This window comes from Lysobacter enzymogenes (genome assembly GCF_900106525.1).
GTDB classification, from domain to species: Bacteria; Pseudomonadota; Gammaproteobacteria; order Xanthomonadales; family Xanthomonadaceae; genus Lysobacter; species Lysobacter enzymogenes.
In genome coordinates, this window is the sequence record NZ_FNOG01000001.1 from 382,375 (window position 1) to 398,187 (window position 15,813).

The 15,813-nt window shown below is 69.5% G+C and carries 17 protein-coding genes; 9 read left to right on the plus strand and 8 right to left on the minus strand.

Annotated elements, in window-relative coordinates:
• Positions 1–35 precede the first annotated feature (35 nt).
• Positions 36–1,703: an alkaline phosphatase family protein gene (locus BLU84_RS01615; protein WP_074862026.1), complete on the minus strand. Its 1,668-nt coding sequence runs from the start codon at positions 1,701–1,703 to the stop codon at positions 36–38.
• A gap of 352 nt (positions 1,704–2,055) precedes the next feature.
• On the opposite strand from BLU84_RS01615, the gene BLU84_RS01620 reads away from it, so the two are divergent.
• On the plus strand, positions 2,056–3,105 hold the full coding sequence (locus tag BLU84_RS01620) for a hypothetical protein (RefSeq protein ID WP_139174553.1): 1,050 nt from the start codon (positions 2,056–2,058) through the stop codon (positions 3,103–3,105).
• A 228-nt stretch (positions 3,106–3,333) separates the two neighbouring features.
• Here BLU84_RS01620 and BLU84_RS01625 read toward each other — a convergent pair whose 3' ends face one another.
• From BLU84_RS01625 to BLU84_RS01635, 3 genes are read right to left on the minus strand one after another with little or no spacing between them, the layout of a single operon-like run.
• Positions 3,334–3,804: an SRPBCC family protein gene (locus tag BLU84_RS01625; protein WP_074862032.1), complete on the minus strand. Its 471-nt coding sequence runs from the start codon at positions 3,802–3,804 to the stop codon at positions 3,334–3,336.
• Complete coding sequence (locus BLU84_RS01630; RefSeq protein WP_074862036.1) at positions 3,801–4,166, minus strand: ArsR/SmtB family transcription factor; 366 nt, start codon at positions 4,164–4,166, stop codon at positions 3,801–3,803. Before BLU84_RS01630 ends, BLU84_RS01625 begins: the two co-directional genes overlap by 4 nt.
• 4 nt (positions 4,167–4,170) lie before the next feature.
• Positions 4,171–4,848 (minus strand): glutathione S-transferase family protein, encoded by a 678-nt coding sequence (locus tag BLU84_RS01635; RefSeq protein ID WP_074862038.1) that lies wholly within the window; start codon positions 4,846–4,848, stop codon positions 4,171–4,173.
• Between the two features lie 173 nt (positions 4,849–5,021).
• Here BLU84_RS01635 and BLU84_RS01640 point away from each other — a divergent pair, with 173 nt between their 5' ends.
• The 3 genes from BLU84_RS01640 (at position 5,022) to BLU84_RS01650 (ending at position 6,909) form a co-directional block, all read left to right on the plus strand.
• Entirely contained in the window at positions 5,022–5,531 is a 510-nt protein-coding gene (locus tag BLU84_RS01640) for an STM3941 family protein (RefSeq protein ID WP_074862040.1), read from the plus strand.
• Positions 5,532–5,647: 116 nt separating this feature from the next.
• Positions 5,648–6,490 (plus strand): ATP-grasp domain-containing protein, encoded by an 843-nt coding sequence (locus BLU84_RS01645; protein WP_074862043.1) that lies wholly within the window; start codon positions 5,648–5,650, stop codon positions 6,488–6,490.
• A complete protein-coding gene (locus tag BLU84_RS01650) occupies positions 6,490–6,909 on the plus strand; it encodes a hypothetical protein (RefSeq protein ID WP_139174555.1) in 420 nt (139 codons plus the stop codon). The genes BLU84_RS01645 and BLU84_RS01650 overlap by 1 nt, the downstream gene beginning before the upstream one ends.
• 10 nt (positions 6,910–6,919) lie before the next feature.
• On the opposite strand, the gene fabR is transcribed toward BLU84_RS01650, so the two are convergent.
• Complete coding sequence (gene fabR, locus BLU84_RS01655; protein ID WP_074863254.1) at positions 6,920–7,582, minus strand: HTH-type transcriptional repressor FabR; 663 nt, start codon at positions 7,580–7,582, stop codon at positions 6,920–6,922.
• 112 nt (positions 7,583–7,694) lie between these two features.
• Between fabR and BLU84_RS01660 the strand changes: the two genes are divergently transcribed.
• Both BLU84_RS01660 and BLU84_RS01665 read left to right on the plus strand, forming a co-directional pair.
• On the plus strand, positions 7,695–8,801 hold the full coding sequence (locus BLU84_RS01660) for a ferredoxin reductase (protein WP_074862050.1): 1,107 nt from the start codon (positions 7,695–7,697) through the stop codon (positions 8,799–8,801).
• Positions 8,802–8,827: 26 nt separating this feature from the next.
• Positions 8,828–9,973, plus strand: coding sequence for a fatty acid desaturase family protein (locus tag BLU84_RS01665; RefSeq protein ID WP_074862052.1), 1,146 nt, complete (start codon positions 8,828–8,830; stop codon positions 9,971–9,973).
• A 97-nt stretch (positions 9,974–10,070) separates the two neighbouring features.
• Here the strand turns inward: BLU84_RS01665 and BLU84_RS01670 are convergent, their stop codons facing one another.
• Positions 10,071–10,781, minus strand: coding sequence for a glutathione S-transferase family protein (locus BLU84_RS01670; protein WP_074862055.1), 711 nt, complete (start codon positions 10,779–10,781; stop codon positions 10,071–10,073).
• Between the two features lie 90 nt (positions 10,782–10,871).
• Between BLU84_RS01670 and BLU84_RS01675 the strand changes: the two genes are divergently transcribed.
• Positions 10,872–11,798, plus strand: coding sequence for a LysR substrate-binding domain-containing protein (locus tag BLU84_RS01675; protein ID WP_233431039.1), 927 nt, complete (start codon positions 10,872–10,874; stop codon positions 11,796–11,798).
• 24 nt (positions 11,799–11,822) lie between these two features.
• On the opposite strand, the gene BLU84_RS01680 is transcribed toward BLU84_RS01675, so the two are convergent.
• Together BLU84_RS01680 and BLU84_RS01685 are read right to left on the minus strand one after the other, a co-directional pair.
• Entirely contained in the window at positions 11,823–12,872 is a 1,050-nt protein-coding gene (locus BLU84_RS01680; protein ID WP_074862059.1) for a pyridoxal-phosphate dependent enzyme, read from the minus strand.
• 89 nt (positions 12,873–12,961) lie between these two features.
• Positions 12,962–13,474: an Lrp/AsnC family transcriptional regulator gene (locus tag BLU84_RS01685; protein ID WP_233431040.1), complete on the minus strand. Its 513-nt coding sequence runs from the start codon at positions 13,472–13,474 to the stop codon at positions 12,962–12,964.
• Between the two features lie 109 nt (positions 13,475–13,583).
• Here BLU84_RS01685 and BLU84_RS01690 point away from each other — a divergent pair, with 109 nt between their 5' ends.
• Both BLU84_RS01690 and BLU84_RS01695 read left to right on the plus strand, forming a co-directional pair.
• Positions 13,584–15,023, plus strand: a complete 1,440-nt coding sequence (locus BLU84_RS01690; protein WP_074862062.1) for a M20/M25/M40 family metallo-hydrolase — start codon at positions 13,584–13,586, stop codon at positions 15,021–15,023.
• A 77-nt stretch (positions 15,024–15,100) separates the two neighbouring features.
• Positions 15,101–15,718 carry a glutathione S-transferase family protein gene (locus BLU84_RS01695; RefSeq protein ID WP_074862065.1) on the plus strand — a complete coding sequence of 206 codons (618 nt, stop codon included), beginning with the start codon at positions 15,101–15,103 and terminating at the stop codon, positions 15,716–15,718.
• Positions 15,719–15,813 lie beyond the last annotated feature (95 nt).

The window sequence follows — 15,813 nt, forward strand, 5'->3', positions numbered from 1 at the left end:
TCGCTTCGAACCAGAATCCATCACGGCCGCAGCGATCACAGCTTGGCCTGATTGCGCGCCATGCCTTCGCGCAGATCCTCTTCCATCAGCGGCGCGGCCAGCGCGCCGCGGCCGTGGCTCCAGTTGCCGTTGCCGCAGTAGCCGAACAGCGCGCACAGGAAGGCGCTGGTGTTGCGCTGCGACTGCGCCATCACGTGGAAGATCGTGTTCTGCTCGACCACGCCCTGGAACGCGTGCGCGCCGGGGCCGCGGGCGTAGATGCCGACGTCTTCGGCGGCGTGGGTTTCATCGCCCAGCGGCACGGTCGCTTCCTGCAGGTAATCCGGATGCGCGGTGTCGACGTTGCTCAGGTCCGGGCGCGCGTTCGGGCCGCGGTAGCCGGGGCCGTTGACGTAGCCCAGCGTGGTGTAGGGCTTGCCGTTCTTGTCCAGGGCGAGCTGGCCGTTGGTGACGACCTTGCCGAGGATGTCGTTGCCGCGGTCCGGATAGCCGGCGACGGTGAAGGTGTGGCTGTGGTCGGCGGTGACGATGATGAGGGTGTCGCGCTCGTCGGTCTTCTTCAGCGCGGTGCGCACCGCATCGGACAGGGCGATGGCGTCGGTCAGCGCGCGGCTGGCGTTGCCGGCGTGGTGGGCGTGGTCGACGCGGCCGCCTTCGACCATCAGGAAGTAGCCCTTGCGGCTGTTGTTGTCGAGCACGTCGATGGCCTTGGCGGTCATCTCGGCCAGGCTCGGTTCCTTGCCGGTGTCGTTCGGGCGGTCTTGCTCGTATTCCATGTGCGAGCGTTCGAACAGGCCGAGCAGGTGGCGGGTGCGGCGCGGGTCGATGGCGTCGAACTGGGCCTTGTTCCAGACATAGTTCGCGCCGGCGCGCTTGCTCCATTCCTGCGGCAGGTTGCGGCCGTCCTTGCGGCGGCCGGCGGCGCCGGCGTCTTCCGGGTCGCTCACGGTGCTGGGCAGGAAGTAGCTGCGGCCGCCGCCGAGCGCGACTTCCAGGCCGTCGCCGTAGGGGAATTCGATCAGCTGGCGGGCGATGTCCTTGCAGCCGTTGGCCTTGGCTTCGGCGCTCAGTTCGGCGTCGCTTTCCCAGTCGCGGTTGGGCGTGTGCGCGTAGGTCGCCGCCGGGGTGGCGTGGGTGATGCGCGCGGTGCTGACGATGCCGGTAGCCAGGCCCAGCGCCTCGGACAGTTCCAGCATGGTGACCACGCCCTGGCCGCGCGCGGAGGCGCAATTGCCGTACTTGGCCTTCTGGGTGACGCTGAGCACGCCCTGGTTGGTCTTGATGCCGGTGACCATCGCGGTCATGGTCGGCGCCGAGTCCGGGGTCTGGCCGTCGACCGAGTAGGTCTTGGACAGGCTCACGTAGGGAAGTTTTTCGAACGAGAGGAAGTTTTCCTCGCCGCTGCCGCCCTTGAGCTGGCCTTCGCGGATGCGCGCGGCGGCGACGGTGGAGATGCCCATGCCGTCGCCGACGAACAGGATCACGTTCTTGGCCTTGAACGGCAGCGGGCGCAGGTTGGCGCCGTCGCGCGCGGTCTTGGCGCCTTCCTCGAACCAGCGCTGCGCGCTCTCTTCGCGCGGCGGCGCCTTGCGCGCGGCCTGCTTGGGCGCGGCCAGCGCGGGCAGCGCGATCAGCACGGTGGACAGGGCGGCGCCCAGGAGGGTGCAAGCGGGCAGGGCGGTGCGATGCGTGGAAGCGCGCATGGACGGGGGCTCGTCGGTGGTTCGGGGGAACGGCCACTGTCGGGCGGCTTGATTGCAGTCGCGTGACTGACTGGGAAGCGCATCGCAGAAGCGCGACCTGCATCGTGATTGCGCGCCGTGCGCTTGCGCACGGCTGTGCGGCGCGCTTCGCGATGGCGTTCGCAGTTCGCCCGCGCACGCGAGCGGGCGCTTCCCGTTTCGCCCCGATTCGTTCCCGCAATGTTCCTCGCCGCGGCGCGCGCGCTTGCCTAGCGTGGAGTTCGCCGGTCGGCCGCGCGCTGCGCCTCCTCCGGCGGGCAGTCCGGGTCGCAGGAGCGTCCCGACCGTTTTCCATTCATCGAAGGAATCGGACATGAGCAAGACCATTGGTACCCGTGCGTTGCCGTTCGCGCTGTGCGCGCTGGCCGCGGCGTTCTCGCCGCTGGCGTTCGCCGAGGATTCGCAGGAAGAGACGCCGCAGGAAGAGCGCGACCTCGCCGCGAAACTGGTGCCGGAAACGCAGGCGCAGCAGAAGTTCAGGGAATACGCCGCGGATCTGGAGCGCCGTTATCCGGACAGCGGCCAGGTCGATCCGGAGAAGTTCCTGAACGAAGAGGGCGAAACCTACGCCTTGCTGTACTGCCAGGCGATCGGCTTCGAAGGCGCGTGCGTGGTCGAGGGCAAGGAGGGCGAGGAGCAGTTCGTCGCCTACCGTCCCGCGCAGAAGACGGCGGGCAAGGCCGCGTTGGCGTGGTGGAACTGGCTCAACCTGCGCCTGTTCTCGGTCGGCGTGATTCCGCACGGCGGATGCCCGTCCTCGGCGCCGCTGGTGTGGATCCATCACGACGACGAAGACCGGCGCAACGCCAACTCGCGCGGCGGCTGGATCGGCGCGACCACGTCGAACAACAACACCACCTGGCGCTATTGCCGGGTCAACGACGGCAACTCGCTGTCGTTCCGGCCGCTGCCGAACGGCGGAAACCGCTACGACTACGCCGTGCTGAAGCTGGGCGTGTTCTGCCCGTCCGGCGCGCGCACGGTGATTCGCCGCCAGAACAACGAAATCTGGAACAACCAGAACAGCAACTCGGGCGCGGCCTCGATCTTCCCGAGCATCCAGGGCTGGCCGGTCACCTTGCCGTTCCCCGCCTCGGGGCCGTTCCCCTTCACCGTGACCCAGTACTGCCACTTCGACGGCGCAGCGCCGTCGTGGCTGGGCCATATGTCCAGCTTCCCGAACCTGGGCTTCGCCTACGGCGTGCACGCGCCGGCGGCGTTCCCCAAACCGTGGTCGCTCGGCAACGGCTGGGTCCACCAGGACGATGAGGACTGGTTCAACCAGAACGCCTGGTGGGGCTGGCCGGACGATGTGATGTCCGGCGGCGGCAACACCTGGCGCGGCACCGCCCGCGTGCGCTGATCGTTCTCGCAGCGCCGACCCGCGTTACCGCCGCACCGCGACCGCCGCCGTTCTCCCTGTGGACGGCGGCGGCTCGCGGTGCGGTTTTATTTCGGCCGAACCGGATCCGCGAGGTCCGACTGTAGGAGCTGCGCAAGCTGCGACCGCGACACTGCGCTTGCGGCGCAACCGGCTACCCCGCGGTCGCAGCTTGCGCAGCTCCTACAGTCGGTATCGAGGCAGCGTCGGTCAGTGCGGCGGCGCTTCGTGCAGATACAAGGCGATGCTCTCGAACAGCACCTGCGTCCCCTCGCGCCGGTCTTCCAGCGTCTGCAAGCCATCGAAGAACGCCAGTTGCTCGGTGAACACCATCCGCGCACCGTCGCCGTCGGGGTGGAACTGCACCGTCGCCAGCGACGCGGTCAGCCGGTCCTCGCCGACGTCCATCGAGAAGCCGTACACGATGCGCTGGTTGTCGACGATGTCGAAGTAATGGCCGTGAAAGCGGTGGATCAGGCCGGTCGGTCCGCGGTTGACGATGACTTCTTCGCCGCCGCGGCGGAAGTCCATGCGGTGTTCGATCACCTCCATGCCGTCCTGGCAGGTGCTCCAGGCGCGCTTGGCCTGCGGGTCGGCCCAGGCGCGGAACAGTTTGCGCGGGCTGGCCGCGAACCGGCGTTCGATGGTGAATTCGCCGTGCTGCACGCTGCGCTCGCTCATGTTGCGTCCTCGTCGTCGGGTTGGCTGGCCAGATAGCGTTCGAGCGCGTCGAACTGCGCCTGGTAGCGGGCCTTGCGCTGCGCGAGCCAGGTTTCCACCGCGGCCAGCGCGTCCGGCGCGATGCGGTAGGTGCGCACGCGGCCGCGTTTTTCCGACAGCACGATCCCACCGGATTCGAGCACGGCCAGGTGCTTGACCACCGACGGCAGCGCCATCGCCAATGGCTGGGCCAGTTCGGACACCGAGGCCGGGCCGGCGCTGAGCCGGTCGATCATGCTGCGGCGGCTGGCGTCGGCGAGCGCCTGGAACAAGCGGTCCAGGCGCGCGGGGTCTTCGCTGCGGCGGGCGGTGCGGGAGGGCATGGCGTCAGTCCTGCAGGAAGCGCGCGGGGATCGCCGCGTGCAGCGGGAACATCGGGAAGTACGGCCGCGCCTCACTCAACGTGCGGCGCACCGAGGCGCGGTCCATCAGGCGTTGGTAATAGCCGTCGAGCTGCGCGTGTTCGGGCGCGAACGGCGCGACGATGGCGGCGTAGAACAGCGCCGGCGCGGCCGCGCAGTCGGCCAGGGTGAACTCGTCGCCGCAGATCCATTCGCGCGGCGCCCGGCGTTCGATCATCGCGTAAGCAGTCGCCAGCGTGGTGCGCGCATCGGCGACGCCGCGCGGGTCTTTGTCGTCGGGGCCGCGCAGTTCCTCCAGCACGATGCGCTGCATCGGCGCGTGCACGTACAGATCGAAGAAGCGGTCCCACAGGCGCACGTCCAGGCGCGCGTCGGCATCGGCCGGCAGCAGCGCGCGCGGGCCGGGATGATGCTGTTGCAGGTACTCGATGATGATCGAGGTCTCCGGCACCGTGCGCCCGCGCGCTTCGTCGCGCAGCACCGGCATCTTGCCGACCGGCCACAGCTCGAGGAAATCGGCCTTGCCGCCCGGATCGCCGAGATCGACCAGATGGGCCTGGAACGGCGTGCCGTTTTCGTACAGCGCGATCAGCACCTTGTGGCAGAAGGAGGCTAAGGGGTGCGAGTACAGATGCAGGGACATGGCGGGCTCGCGGGCTGGCTGAAAGTTTCCTATGCGGCTAAGTATTGCCCCGGCCCTGCGGCGATTGCAAGAACTCTTTCCCGTCCGGCTAAGTATTGGCTGGCGAGCCGGCCGAGCGACTACAGTTCGTCCAGCGGCGCGGCCGCGGATTCGAGCGCACGAGGAGCGCAGGGATGCAGGCGGACAGGTGGGTGGTCGCGAACGCGCGCGGCCGATATGCGTGGTTGCTGTTGCTGTCGTCGGCGTTCGTGGCCCTGGGCGCCGCGATCGTGCTGCGCAAGCCGGGGCTGGAGGCTTACCTGATCGGCGGCGCCTTGATCGTGTTCTTCGGCGCGGGCGTGGTGTTGTTCGCGTTTCAGCTGATCGACCGCAGGCCGCGACTGATCCTCGACGACGAGGGCTTGTACGACCGCACCCTCGGCGTCGGCACGATCCCGTGGCGCGACATCGCTGGCGCGCACCTGCTGTCGATGCGCGGGCACGCATTCGTCTGTCTGCAGTTGCGCAATCCCGAGCACTGGTTGGGCAAACTGCGGCCGCGTCAGCAACGGTTGGTCGCGCTCAAACAACGGCTGGGGTTCGCAGCGCTCAACGTGAACCTGTCGGGCGTGGCGGCCGATCCGCTGGCGGTGCTGGAGCGGGTCTTGAAGTATTCGGCGATGTACGAGCCGGGCAGAGGATAAGCGCGCGACGCTGCGGACGCCGTACATCGGCGCTCGATGGTCTTCGGCTCCGCTCGTCGTTTCGGGCACACTGCAGGCCGCGGAGGAGTTACGAAGGAACCCGGGAGGTCGCACGAATGGACATCACCTTATTGCACGACGTACTTGCCGTCGTTAGTCGTCCAGTCGGTGTAGCGATCTACGATTTCGACTTTTCGTTGTACTTTCGTTGCCGTCATCCGTCGCATTTCGCGCCGGACACGCCTTGCGTGCTGCGTGTCGGTGCAGTCGAGGACTATCCGGCGCGCTACGCCGAGCTGATCGAGCTGGGATTGCGGTCTGTCAATTCGGCCGCCGAGCACCAGCGCGCCAGCGAACTCGAGCACTGGTACCCGCTGCTGCGTGAGTTCACCCCGTATACGCGCGTGTTCGATGCATTGCCGCCGGTGGAACGGATCGAAGCCGAGTTCGCCTGGCCGATCTTTCTCAAGGGCTCGCGTCAGACCAGTCGGCACAACGCGAAGCTGTCCGTTATCGGCGGCCGCGAGCACTACGCCTGGGCAGTCGAGCAATATCGGCGGGATCCTGTGCTGCACTGGCAGCGTCCGGTGGTACGCGAGTTCGTTCCGCTGGCGCCCGTGGCTGGCGGCATTGCCGGCAAAGTGCAGGCGTCGCTGGAGTTCCGCAGCTTCTGGTGGCGGGGCCAATGCGTGGGCTGGGGACGTTATTGGTATCAAGCGAGCGCCTACGCCTGCGACGACATCGATGCGGGGCTGAGCATCGCCGCCGAAGCTGCGCGGAGAGTGCAGGTGCCGTTCCTGGTGGTGGATATCGCCAAGACCGCAGATGGGCGCTGGATCGTGATCGAATGCAACGACGCGCAAGAATCGGGCTACGCGGCCGCCGCGCCGCGGACGATCTGGGAAGCGGTGCTCGCCTTCGCCAAGAATGAGGCCGACCAGCGGGCCGACGCGGCGTGATGAAAGTATCGCGCATCGCGGCTACTGCGCTGGCTCTGGCGCTTGGCGGTTGCGGCCTGTTCGATTCGGGAGAGTTGTGGTCGTCCGACCGTTACCTCGTCCTGTGGATCGACGAACCGGACCAAGCGCATCTGGCCTATCGGATGGACGATGGCCGCGCCGTGGCGCTATCGGACCCATGCGTTTCGGCCGTGGCGGAGAATGTGGCGTACATCGCCGTCGAGTTGCGCGCGCCGCAGTCGGCCAAGGGGCCGCGTTATCAGCTCTTCGTCAAGGGTGTGCCCACGCCGCGGACGCCGCCGGCAACGCCGCTCGGCGAGCCGATGCTCCGGCAAGTCTATGAGCCGCTAGCGCAGCGCCTCGCACTGCCGCCGCTGCGGGCCGTGGGCGAGTGGAACCCCTGCGGTGGGCAGAACTGAGCCGCCGCGCTCAGCGCGCCCTGCGCCCGCGCGCCGCCTTGCTGCGCTCCGCCATCGCCCGCGACCCGGCCAGGATCATCCTGACCATCGCGCTCATCTGTTCGATCAGCTCGGGGTCCTTCTCGCGCGGCATGTCCATCGCGGTGGCGCCCATCGCGAACACCAGACGGGTGATCGAGCGCGCGACCAGGGCCGGTTCGTACAGTTCCACGTCGTCCACGGCGGCCAGCCGGATCAGGTCCACCCGCAGCTCTTCCTCGAAGAACGACAGCTCGCGGTCGACCGCGCGCTTGAACGCGTCCGAGCCGACCGTGCCCTCGCGCAACAACACGTGCAACAGGCGGTCATCGGAACGCAACTGTTCCATGAAAGCCTCGATGGAGCTGCGCACGATGCTGCGCCGCGTGGTCAGCCGGTGGCGGGCCTCGCCGACGATCTTGCGCAGCGATTGGCCGGCCAGGTCGATCAGCGCCACCGCCAGTTCGTCGGTGTCGCGGAACTGGCGGTAAAAGCTGTTGGGCGCGATGCCGGCTTCGCGCGCGACCTCGCGCAGGCTCAGTGTGGACACGCTGCGGTGCGGGCCGACCAGCTTGAGCGCGGCATAGATGATGTCCTCGCGCGAGATCGTCGCCTTGCGGCCCGGGTGGCTGTCGACGTCGATGTCGGTGGTCAGGCGTTGGGTCACGGGGCGGCGGCGCGAAGACGGGCAGCGCACATGATACTCCCGTTGCTGAATTAATATACGGGTGTGCACACATCTGTGCGGATATCTGTATAGTGGCCCTATGAACGCTGCCGTCCGCCCCGCCGCCGCCCGCCCGCGCAGCCGCCTGCGCCGGCTGGTTTCGCCTTTCGTTTCTCCGCAAGTCTTTGATTTCTGGGCTTCCAGGTTCCATCCGACCTGGTCCTGGGAGCGTCCGCTGGCGCGCATCGTCGGGCGCAGCGAGGCCTCGGCCGACGCGGTGACCCTGCTGCTGGCGCCGAACCGGCACTGGCGCGGCGCCGTCGCCGGCCAGCACCTGCTCATCGGTGCGCGCATCGACGGTGCCCTGGTGACGCGCAGCTACAGCCTGTCCGACGCGCCGCGCGCGGACGGCCGCATCGAGATCACGGTCAAGGCGATCGAGGGCGGCAAGCTCAGCGGTTACCTGCACCAGCGCGCGCGCATCGGCGAAGTGCTCGAACTCGGCCCGGCGTTCGGCGAGATGACGCTGCCCGAACGCGCCGACGGCGCGCGCCTGTTCCTCGCCGCCGGCAGCGGCATCACCCCGCTGATGGCGATGCTGCGCGCGCAAGCTGCGCAGGGCCTGCCGCAGCCGCTGACCCTGCTGTACTGGGCGCGCCGCCGCGAAGAGCTGTGCTTCGTCGACGAGCTGCGCGCGCTCGCGGCCGAGCATACGAATTTCCGCGTGCGCTTCCTGCTGACCCGGCAGGAGCCGCGCGCCGGCGACGAAGACGCCGGCCGCATCGACGCCGATCTGCTCGCGCGCCACGCCGGCGACCTGGGCGAACGCGCGGTGTTCGCCTGCGGCCCGGGCGGTTTCGTCGAAAGCGCGCGCGCGCTGGCCGACGGCGCCGCGCGTTCGTTCGCCAGCGAAGCCTTCACCCCGCCGCCGCGCGGCGACAGCGAGGACGGCTATGCCGAAGTCGTGCTGGCGCGCAGCGGCCGCAGCTTCCAGCTGCCGCGCGGCGAGTCGCTGCTGACCGCGCTGGAAGCGCAGGGCCTGCAACTGCCGTCGGGCTGCCGCATGGGCCTGTGCAACACCTGCGCCTGCGGCAAGTCCGCCGGCGCCACCCGCCATCTGCACACCGGCCAGGTGCACGCCGAACCGGCGTCCGCGCTGCGCCTGTGCGTGAGCGCGCCGGCCGGCGACCTCGTCCTCGATCTTTGACGCTGACTCCTTCTGAAGCCCATCGCATGAGCAAGCAACGCAATCGCGCGCTGAGCGCGCAGGAACTGGACCGCTTCGGCGAAGAACTCGACGCGCTGCGCGCGCGCACCCTGGCCCAGGTGGGCGAGGTCGACGCGCGCTACATCCGCCGCGTGGTCGCGGCGGTGCGCTGGACCGGCCTGGCCGGGCGCCTGTTGCTGTACGTCGGCGCGATCGGCGGCGCCTTCGTGTCGTGGCTGCTGTGGCCGGCCTGCGTGCTCGGCGCGCTGCTGCTGGCGGCGTCGAAGATCATGGAGAACATGGAAGTCGGCCACAACGTCATGCACGGCCAGTACGACTGGATGCGCGACCCGCACCTGGACGGCCGCACCTACGAATGGGACATCGTCGCCACCGGCGACAACTGGCGCAAGACGCACAACTACCAGCACCACACCTGGACCAACGTGCGCGGCATGGACGACGACATCGGCTATGGCCTGCTGCGGATCTTCCCGGAGCAGCGCTGGCGGCCGTTCTACCTGCTGCAGCCGCCGATCGCGGTGGTGTTCGCGCTGCTGTTCCAGTGGGGCGTGGCGATCCAGGAACTGCGCGTGGGCCGCTGGCTCGCCGGCAAGACCACACACCGGCAGATGTGGCGCAAGTTCGCCCCGGTCGGGCGCAAGATGGGCAAGCTGCTGTTCAAGGACTACGTGCTGTTCCCGGCGCTGGCCGGCCCGTTCTTCCTGCCGGTGCTGCTCGGCAACCTGGTCGCCAACGGCATCCGCAACGTGTGGACGTATGTGGTGATCTTCTGCGGCCACTTCACCCACGATGTGGAAGTGTTCCCGAAGGAATCGGTGCGCAACGAATCGCGCGGCCATTGGTATCTGCGCCAGCTGCGCGGTTCGGCCAACCTCACCGGCGGCAAGGCCATGGACCTGATGACCGGCAACCTCAGCCATCAGATCGAGCACCACTTCTATCCCGACATCCCGGCCTGGCGTTACGCCACGATGGCGGTGGAAGTGCGCGAGATCTGCGAGCGCTACGGCCAGCACTACGACCGCGGCTCGCTGCCCAAGCAGTTCGCCGAAGTCAGCTGGCGGATCCTGCGCCACGCCTTCCCCAGCCGTCCGGGCAAGCGCCGGCCGCTGGTGCGGGCGGAGGTCGCGGTGGAAGCGCAGGGCTGAGCGCGCGAGTCGACCAATAAGCAAGGCTAAGAACGAATCCCCCGGCGTCCGCGCCGGGGGATTCGTCGTTTTGGCGCCAACCGATGCGCAGCCGTGCTCAGGCCGCGCGCGCGAACGCCACCGATTCGGCGATGCCGATTTCGCCTTCGAACCGCCCAACGCTGGTCGCCGGCCGCTGCTGTTCGATGGCATGGGCGAAGACCACTGCCGGGTCGGCTTCGAGTTGGTCGAACAGGCGCTGCAGGTTGGGGAAATCGCGGCGGTAGACCACGTTGTGGTACTTGGTCCAGCGCGCGATGCCGATGAAGTAGGCGTCGGCCAGGGTGCGGTGTTCGCCGAGCAGCCACGGTTTGTCGCCGAGCATGCGTTCGAGTTCCTGGTGCGCGCGCACCACGCGGATGCGGCCGTATTCGGTCAGCGCGCGCTTTGTGTCTTCGTTGGATTCGTGCTCCAGCAGCCACCACAGCGACGAGAACGAGCCGAAGTAGGTGGTGTTGAGGAAGGCCAACATGCGGTTGAGTTCGTCGAATTCGCGCGTGCCTTGCTCGAACGAGATGCCGGCGTCCAGCGCGCCCTGGGTGGCGCCGATGTGGTTGAGGATGGCCAAGCTTTCGGCGAGGTAGTCGCCGCGCGCAGTCTGCAGGGCCGGGGTTTCGCGCACCGGGTTGATCGCGGCGAACAGCTCGGTCTGCATGTCTTCGGGCATGTTTACGCGCGCCAGTCGGTAGGGCTGGCCGGACCATTCCAGCGCGACGATGGAGCCGAGCGAGCAGCCGGAGGGGACGCCGTAGTAGAGGATCGGGGACATGAGGGGTTCCTTCGCTTGAGTGGGCCGCGGCATTCGCGGCGGGTGTGGCCACTCTAGGTGCGTGGACTTTGGCCGTGTAGTCGGCGAAAAGTGGACTCAAAGTCTGCGTATGTGTACTTTGCCGGCATGTTGAACCTCAACGACCTGGTCCTGTTCGCCACCGCGGTGGACAGCGGCGGCTTCGCCGCGGCCTCGCGCCGGCTCGGCGTGCCCAAGTCCACGATCAGCAAGCGCGTGGCCGCACTCGAGGACGAACTCGGCGTGCGCCTGATCCACCGCACCTCGCGCAGCTTCGTGCTGACCGACACCGGCCGCGACTTCCACGAGCACGCGCGCGCCGCGCTGATCGAGACCGAGGCGGCCGAGAACGCGGTGCGCCGGCGCGTGGCCGAGCCCAGCGGCCGGGTCCGCATCACCTGCGGCGTGCCGACGGCGCAGGACTATCTGGCGCCGCACCTGCCGGCGCTGGCGCGCGCGTATCCGCGCCTGCAGGTGGAAGTCGACGTCAGCGACCGCTTCGTCGATCTGGTCCAGGAGGGCTACGACATCGGCGTGCGCAGCCATTTCGCGCCGCTGCCGGATTCGGGGCTGATCCAGCGCCAGGCCGCGGTCGAGCCGATCGTGCTGCTGGCCGCGCCGGCGTACATCGCCGAGCGTGGCGCGCCGCGCGCGCCGCAGGAACTGGCCGAGCACGACGGGCTGCTGACGGGGCCGGCGAATACCGAATGGACCTTGCGCGACGAAGCCGGCGCCAGCGTGGCGGTGTCGCCGCGGCCGCGCATGGTCGCCAACGAGGGCCGGGTGCTGGCCGCGGCGGCGATCGCGGGGCTGGGCATCGCGGTGTTGCCCGAGCGCCAGTGCGCGGCCGAACTCGGCGACGGCCGATTGCTGCGCGTGCTGCCGCACTGGCGCGCCGGGCTGGTGACTACGAGCCTGCTGATGCCGCACCGGCGCGGGCAGTTGCCGGGCGTGCGCGCGACGGTGGAGTTTCTGCTGGATTGTTTGGCGCGGAAGTAGCGGGCGCGCAGCGGCCGAATCGAATCACGCGCCTCGCGAATCGTCCGGCTGCAACGCCGCTTCCGTAATCACCACCAGCACGACGCTGCGCTCGTCCAGGCCATGCGATGCGCGCACGGCCGGATCGGCGGCTGCGTGCAGCAATCCCGCCAAACCGGCCGTGCCGGACGCGGTGCTGGCAGGCCCGCCAGCAGCGCGAACCGTGGCCGGCGCGGCCTCGAGTTCGGCTTCGTCCACCGTCATCGCCAGCGCGCCGTGGCGTTGCAGCGCGGCCAGGGCCACGCTGGCGGCGCGCCCGCACGAGAGCATGCCGGCGACGGTGTGCAGGTCGCCGGCGATGCGCTCGGCGCGGCCGGCGCGCAACGCATGGCCGACGCAGGCCGCGCGTTCGGGCTCCACCACCACCAACCGGGCCGGCGCGCGCAACCAATCGTGCAGGCCCTCGGCCAGCGCCGCGGCGAGCACGCCGACGCCGGCCTGCGCGTACACATGGCTCGGCGGCTGCGGGCATTGTCCGCGCAGTTCGCGCGCCAACAGGCCATAGCCGGCCAACACGTCGGCGATCACCGGGTCGTGCGGGTCGTCGCCGGTGTCGGCGATCAATACGCCTTCGCCGCGCGCCGCGGCCGACTCGGCCGCCAGCACCGCGTCTTCGTAGTCGCCGTCGACCCGCTGCAGTTGCGCGCCGAGCGCGCGGATCCGCGCCGCGCGCGCTTCGGGCACGGGCGCAGGCAGGTAGACGCGCGCATCGGCGCCGGCGTGGCGCGCGGCGGCGGCGACCGCCAGCCCGTGGTTGCCGTCGCTGGCGCACAGCAGGCGCCAGGGCGGGTTCGCCGCGGCGCAGGCTTCGCGCAATTGCTCGAGCGAGGCCGCGCCGGTGCGCAGGCTGAGCGCGCGCAGCCCCGCGTACATGCCGCCCAACGCCTTGAAGCTGCCGAGCGCGCGTTGGTTCTCGGCCTTGGCCAGCACTTGGGCCACGCCGCAGCGGCGCGCCAGTGCGGGCAGGTCGAGCAGTTCGGTGGGATGCGGGGCGGGCCACAGTTGGGCCGGGTCGGTGGGCCAGATCGGGTTCATGGCCGCAGTCTAGGCCGCGCCGCGCGTGCATCGGCCGCGTCGTCGCGCCCGTGCGCGCGGGAAAAACGCGTGGTCGCGCGGCGCGGCGCTCAGTCGGCTTCGTCCAGCGGCACCGGGATCGTCAGTCCGCGCTTGACCAAGCTCAAGGCGACGTTGGTGGTGAAGCGGCGCACGTTGGGATTGTCTTCCACCAGCTTCAGCATCAGCGCATCGAAGCTCTCGGTGTCCGGCGCGGTGACCACGAGCACGAAGTCGGCCTCGCCGGTGACATAGAACGCTTGCTGTATCTGCGCCTGCGCGCCGAGCCAGCGGCGCAGTTGGGCGAGCAGCTCCGGGCGCTCGCGTTCGACCTGCAGCGAGACCACGAAGAAGGTCGGCCGGCCGACCTGGCGCGGGTCCAGCACCGCGGCCTGGCGCTGGATCACCCCGGCCTCGCGCAGCCGGCGCAAACGCCGCTGGATCGCCGAGGGCGACAGCGCCACTTGTTCGGCCAGGCGCTCGGCGGTCTGGCCGGCGTCCTCCTGGACCAGGTTGAGCAGTTGGCGGTCGAAGCGGTCCAGTTCCATGCCGCCATGGTAGTGCGCGGCGCGCGCCGGCGACATCGGCGCATGGCCTTCGCGCGCCGGAAAACCGCACGCAGGCCGGCGCGGACGCGGCGCAAACGCGCGACCGCGCCGCTAGCCTGAGCGGCCTGTCCCCACCGATGCCCGCATGAACGCCTCGTCCGTCGATTTCGCCGAACTGCAACGCTGCGTCGATTCGGACTGGCAGCAGCGCATCCTGCCCACGCTGAGCGAGTACATCGCCATCCCCTGTGAGTCGCCCGCGTTCGATCCGGACTGGGAAGCGCGCGGACATATGCAGCGCGCGGTCGAACTGATGAGCCAGTGGGCGCACGAGCACCTCGCCGCGATCGCCGACGCCCGCGTCGAGACGGTGCGATTGCCCGGGCGCACGCCGGTGCTGTTGGTCGAAGTGCCCGCCAGCGATGCGGCGGCTGCGCAGTGCGGCCCGGTGCTGATCTACGGCCATCTGGACAAACAACCGCCGATGGACGGCTGGGCGCTGGGCCGCGGCGCGTGGACGCCGACCCTGGAGGGCGAGCGCCTGTACGGCCGCGGCGGCGCCGACGACGGCTATGCGCTATTCGCGGCGATCGCCGCGCTGCGGGCATTGCGCGAACAAGGCGCCGCGCATCCGCGCTGCGCGATCCTGATCGAGGCCAGCGAGGAATCGGGCAGCGTCGATCTGCCGGCGTACATCGACGCCCTGGCGCCGCGCCTGGGCGAACCGGCGCTGGTGATCGCGCTGGACGCGGGCTGCGGCAACTACGAACAGTTGTGGAGCACCACCTCGCTGCGCGGCCAGGTGGCCGGGACGCTGCGGGTGCGCGTGCTCGAGCAAGGCGTGCACTCCGGCGACGGCAGCGGCATCGTGCCGTCGAGCTTCCGCATCGCCCGGCATTTGCTGTCGCGGCTGGAAGACGCCGCTAGCGGTGAGGTGATCGCCGGGTTCCACGCGCCGATCCCGCCGTCGCGGCGCGAACAGGCCGTCGCCGCGGGTGCGGCGCTGGGGCCGGCGTTGCTGGACGGCTTCGCCTTCGCCGGGCAAGCGCAGCCCACGACGGACGACCCGGGCGAGCTGCTGCTCAATCGCGCCTGGCGCCCGCAACTGGCGATCACCGGATTCGACGGCGCCCCGCGCGTGGCCGATGCGGCCGCGGTGATGCAGCCCTACACCGCGCTCAAACTGGGGCTGCGCTTGCCGCCGACGCTGGATGTGCACACTGCCGCGCAGCGCCTGCAAGCGCTGCTGGAGGCCGATCCGCCGCACCGCGCCGAGGTCGGCTTCGAACTGGATTTCGCCAGCCCGGGCTGGCATGCGCCGCCGACCGCGGAATGGTTGGCGGCGAGTCTGCAACGCGCCTCGCAACAGGCGTACGGGCGGCCGTGCGCGCTGATCGGTGGCGGCGGCGGGATTCCGTTCCTGAGCATGCTCGGCGATCATTATCCGCGCACGCAGTTTCTGGTCACCGGCGTGTTGGGGCCGCAGTCCAACGCGCACGGGCCGAACGAGTTCCTGCATCTGCCGGCCGCGCGGCGTTTGACCGCGGCGCTGGCGCAAGTGCTGCACGATGCGGCGGCGCGTTGAAACGCACGCCGACGCACTTGCCGGGCGGCGCGAGTAACTCGCGCAACTCCGGCGTTTTCCCTTCGCGAGGATCCGTCATGCAACTGCTCTACCAGACCCACTCCCCCTATGCCCGCAAGGCGCTGGTGTTCGCCCACGAAGCCGGGCTGGCCGCGCGCATCGACGTCGTCCACCACGAAACCAGCCCGACCCTGCGCAACGAGCAGGTCTACGCGCAAAACCCGCTCGGCAAGGTGCCGGTGCTGCTGCGCGCCGGGTTGCCGCCGATCTTCGATTCCGATGTGATCTGCGCGTACCTGGACACCTTGCACGACGGCCCGTCGCTGATTCCCGCCCAGGGCGAAGCGCGCTGGCACGCGCTGCAACTGCAGGCGGTGGCGCAGGGACTGGCCGACTGCGGCATCAAGGTGCGCTGGGAAACCGTGCGTCGGCCCGAGGCGCTGCGCTACGAGGCTTTGCGCGAGGGCTACACGCAAAAGCTTCTGGAAAGCTACGACTGGCTGGAGCGCGAACTCGACATCGATGCGCCGCTGCACGTCGGCCATATCGCGGTCGCCACTGCGCTGAGTTGGCTGGAGTTCCGCGAACTGCCCGATTTCCGCGGCGGCCGCCCGCGCCTGTCGGCGTGGCAGGACGCGTTCGAGCGGCGCGCCTCGATGCAGGCGACGCCGCTGTCGGGACAGACCCACGACTGAATCGTGGTTCGATCCATGTGGGAGTCCTCGGCCTTTGTGGGAGGGCCTTCAGGCCCGACGCTTTCCGATCCGATGCGGCGCAGCGACCTGAGCCA

What these genes read in the sequence shown, in the direction of transcription:
- BLU84_RS01615 (WP_074862026.1), bottom strand. Translation starts at nt 1,703, where the DNA reads ATGCGCGCTTCCACGCATCGCACCGCCCTGCCCGCTTGCACCCTCCTG.
- BLU84_RS01620 (WP_139174553.1), top strand. Translation starts at nt 2,056, where the DNA reads ATGAGCAAGACCATTGGTACCCGTGCGTTGCCGTTCGCGCTGTGCGCG.
- BLU84_RS01625 (WP_074862032.1), bottom strand. Translation starts at nt 3,804, where the DNA reads ATGAGCGAGCGCAGCGTGCAGCACGGCGAATTCACCATCGAACGCCGG.
- BLU84_RS01630 (WP_074862036.1), bottom strand. Translation starts at nt 4,166, where the DNA reads ATGCCCTCCCGCACCGCCCGCCGCAGCGAAGACCCCGCGCGCCTGGAC.
- BLU84_RS01635 (WP_074862038.1), bottom strand. Translation starts at nt 4,848, where the DNA reads ATGTCCCTGCATCTGTACTCGCACCCCTTAGCCTCCTTCTGCCACAAG.
- BLU84_RS01640 (WP_074862040.1), top strand. Translation starts at nt 5,022, where the DNA reads ATGCAGGCGGACAGGTGGGTGGTCGCGAACGCGCGCGGCCGATATGCG.
- BLU84_RS01645 (WP_074862043.1), top strand. Translation starts at nt 5,648, where the DNA reads ATGGACATCACCTTATTGCACGACGTACTTGCCGTCGTTAGTCGTCCA.
- BLU84_RS01650 (WP_139174555.1), top strand. Translation starts at nt 6,490, where the DNA reads ATGAAAGTATCGCGCATCGCGGCTACTGCGCTGGCTCTGGCGCTTGGC.
- BLU84_RS01660 (WP_074862050.1), top strand. Translation starts at nt 7,695, where the DNA reads ATGAACGCTGCCGTCCGCCCCGCCGCCGCCCGCCCGCGCAGCCGCCTG.
- BLU84_RS01665 (WP_074862052.1), top strand. Translation starts at nt 8,828, where the DNA reads ATGAGCAAGCAACGCAATCGCGCGCTGAGCGCGCAGGAACTGGACCGC.
- BLU84_RS01670 (WP_074862055.1), bottom strand. Translation starts at nt 10,781, where the DNA reads ATGTCCCCGATCCTCTACTACGGCGTCCCCTCCGGCTGCTCGCTCGGC.
- BLU84_RS01680 (WP_074862059.1), bottom strand. Translation starts at nt 12,872, where the DNA reads ATGAACCCGATCTGGCCCACCGACCCGGCCCAACTGTGGCCCGCCCCG.
- BLU84_RS01685 (WP_233431040.1), bottom strand. Translation starts at nt 13,474, where the DNA reads ATGTCGCCGGCGCGCGCCGCGCACTACCATGGCGGCATGGAACTGGAC.
- BLU84_RS01690 (WP_074862062.1), top strand. Translation starts at nt 13,584, where the DNA reads ATGAACGCCTCGTCCGTCGATTTCGCCGAACTGCAACGCTGCGTCGAT.
- BLU84_RS01695 (WP_074862065.1), top strand. Translation starts at nt 15,101, where the DNA reads ATGCAACTGCTCTACCAGACCCACTCCCCCTATGCCCGCAAGGCGCTG.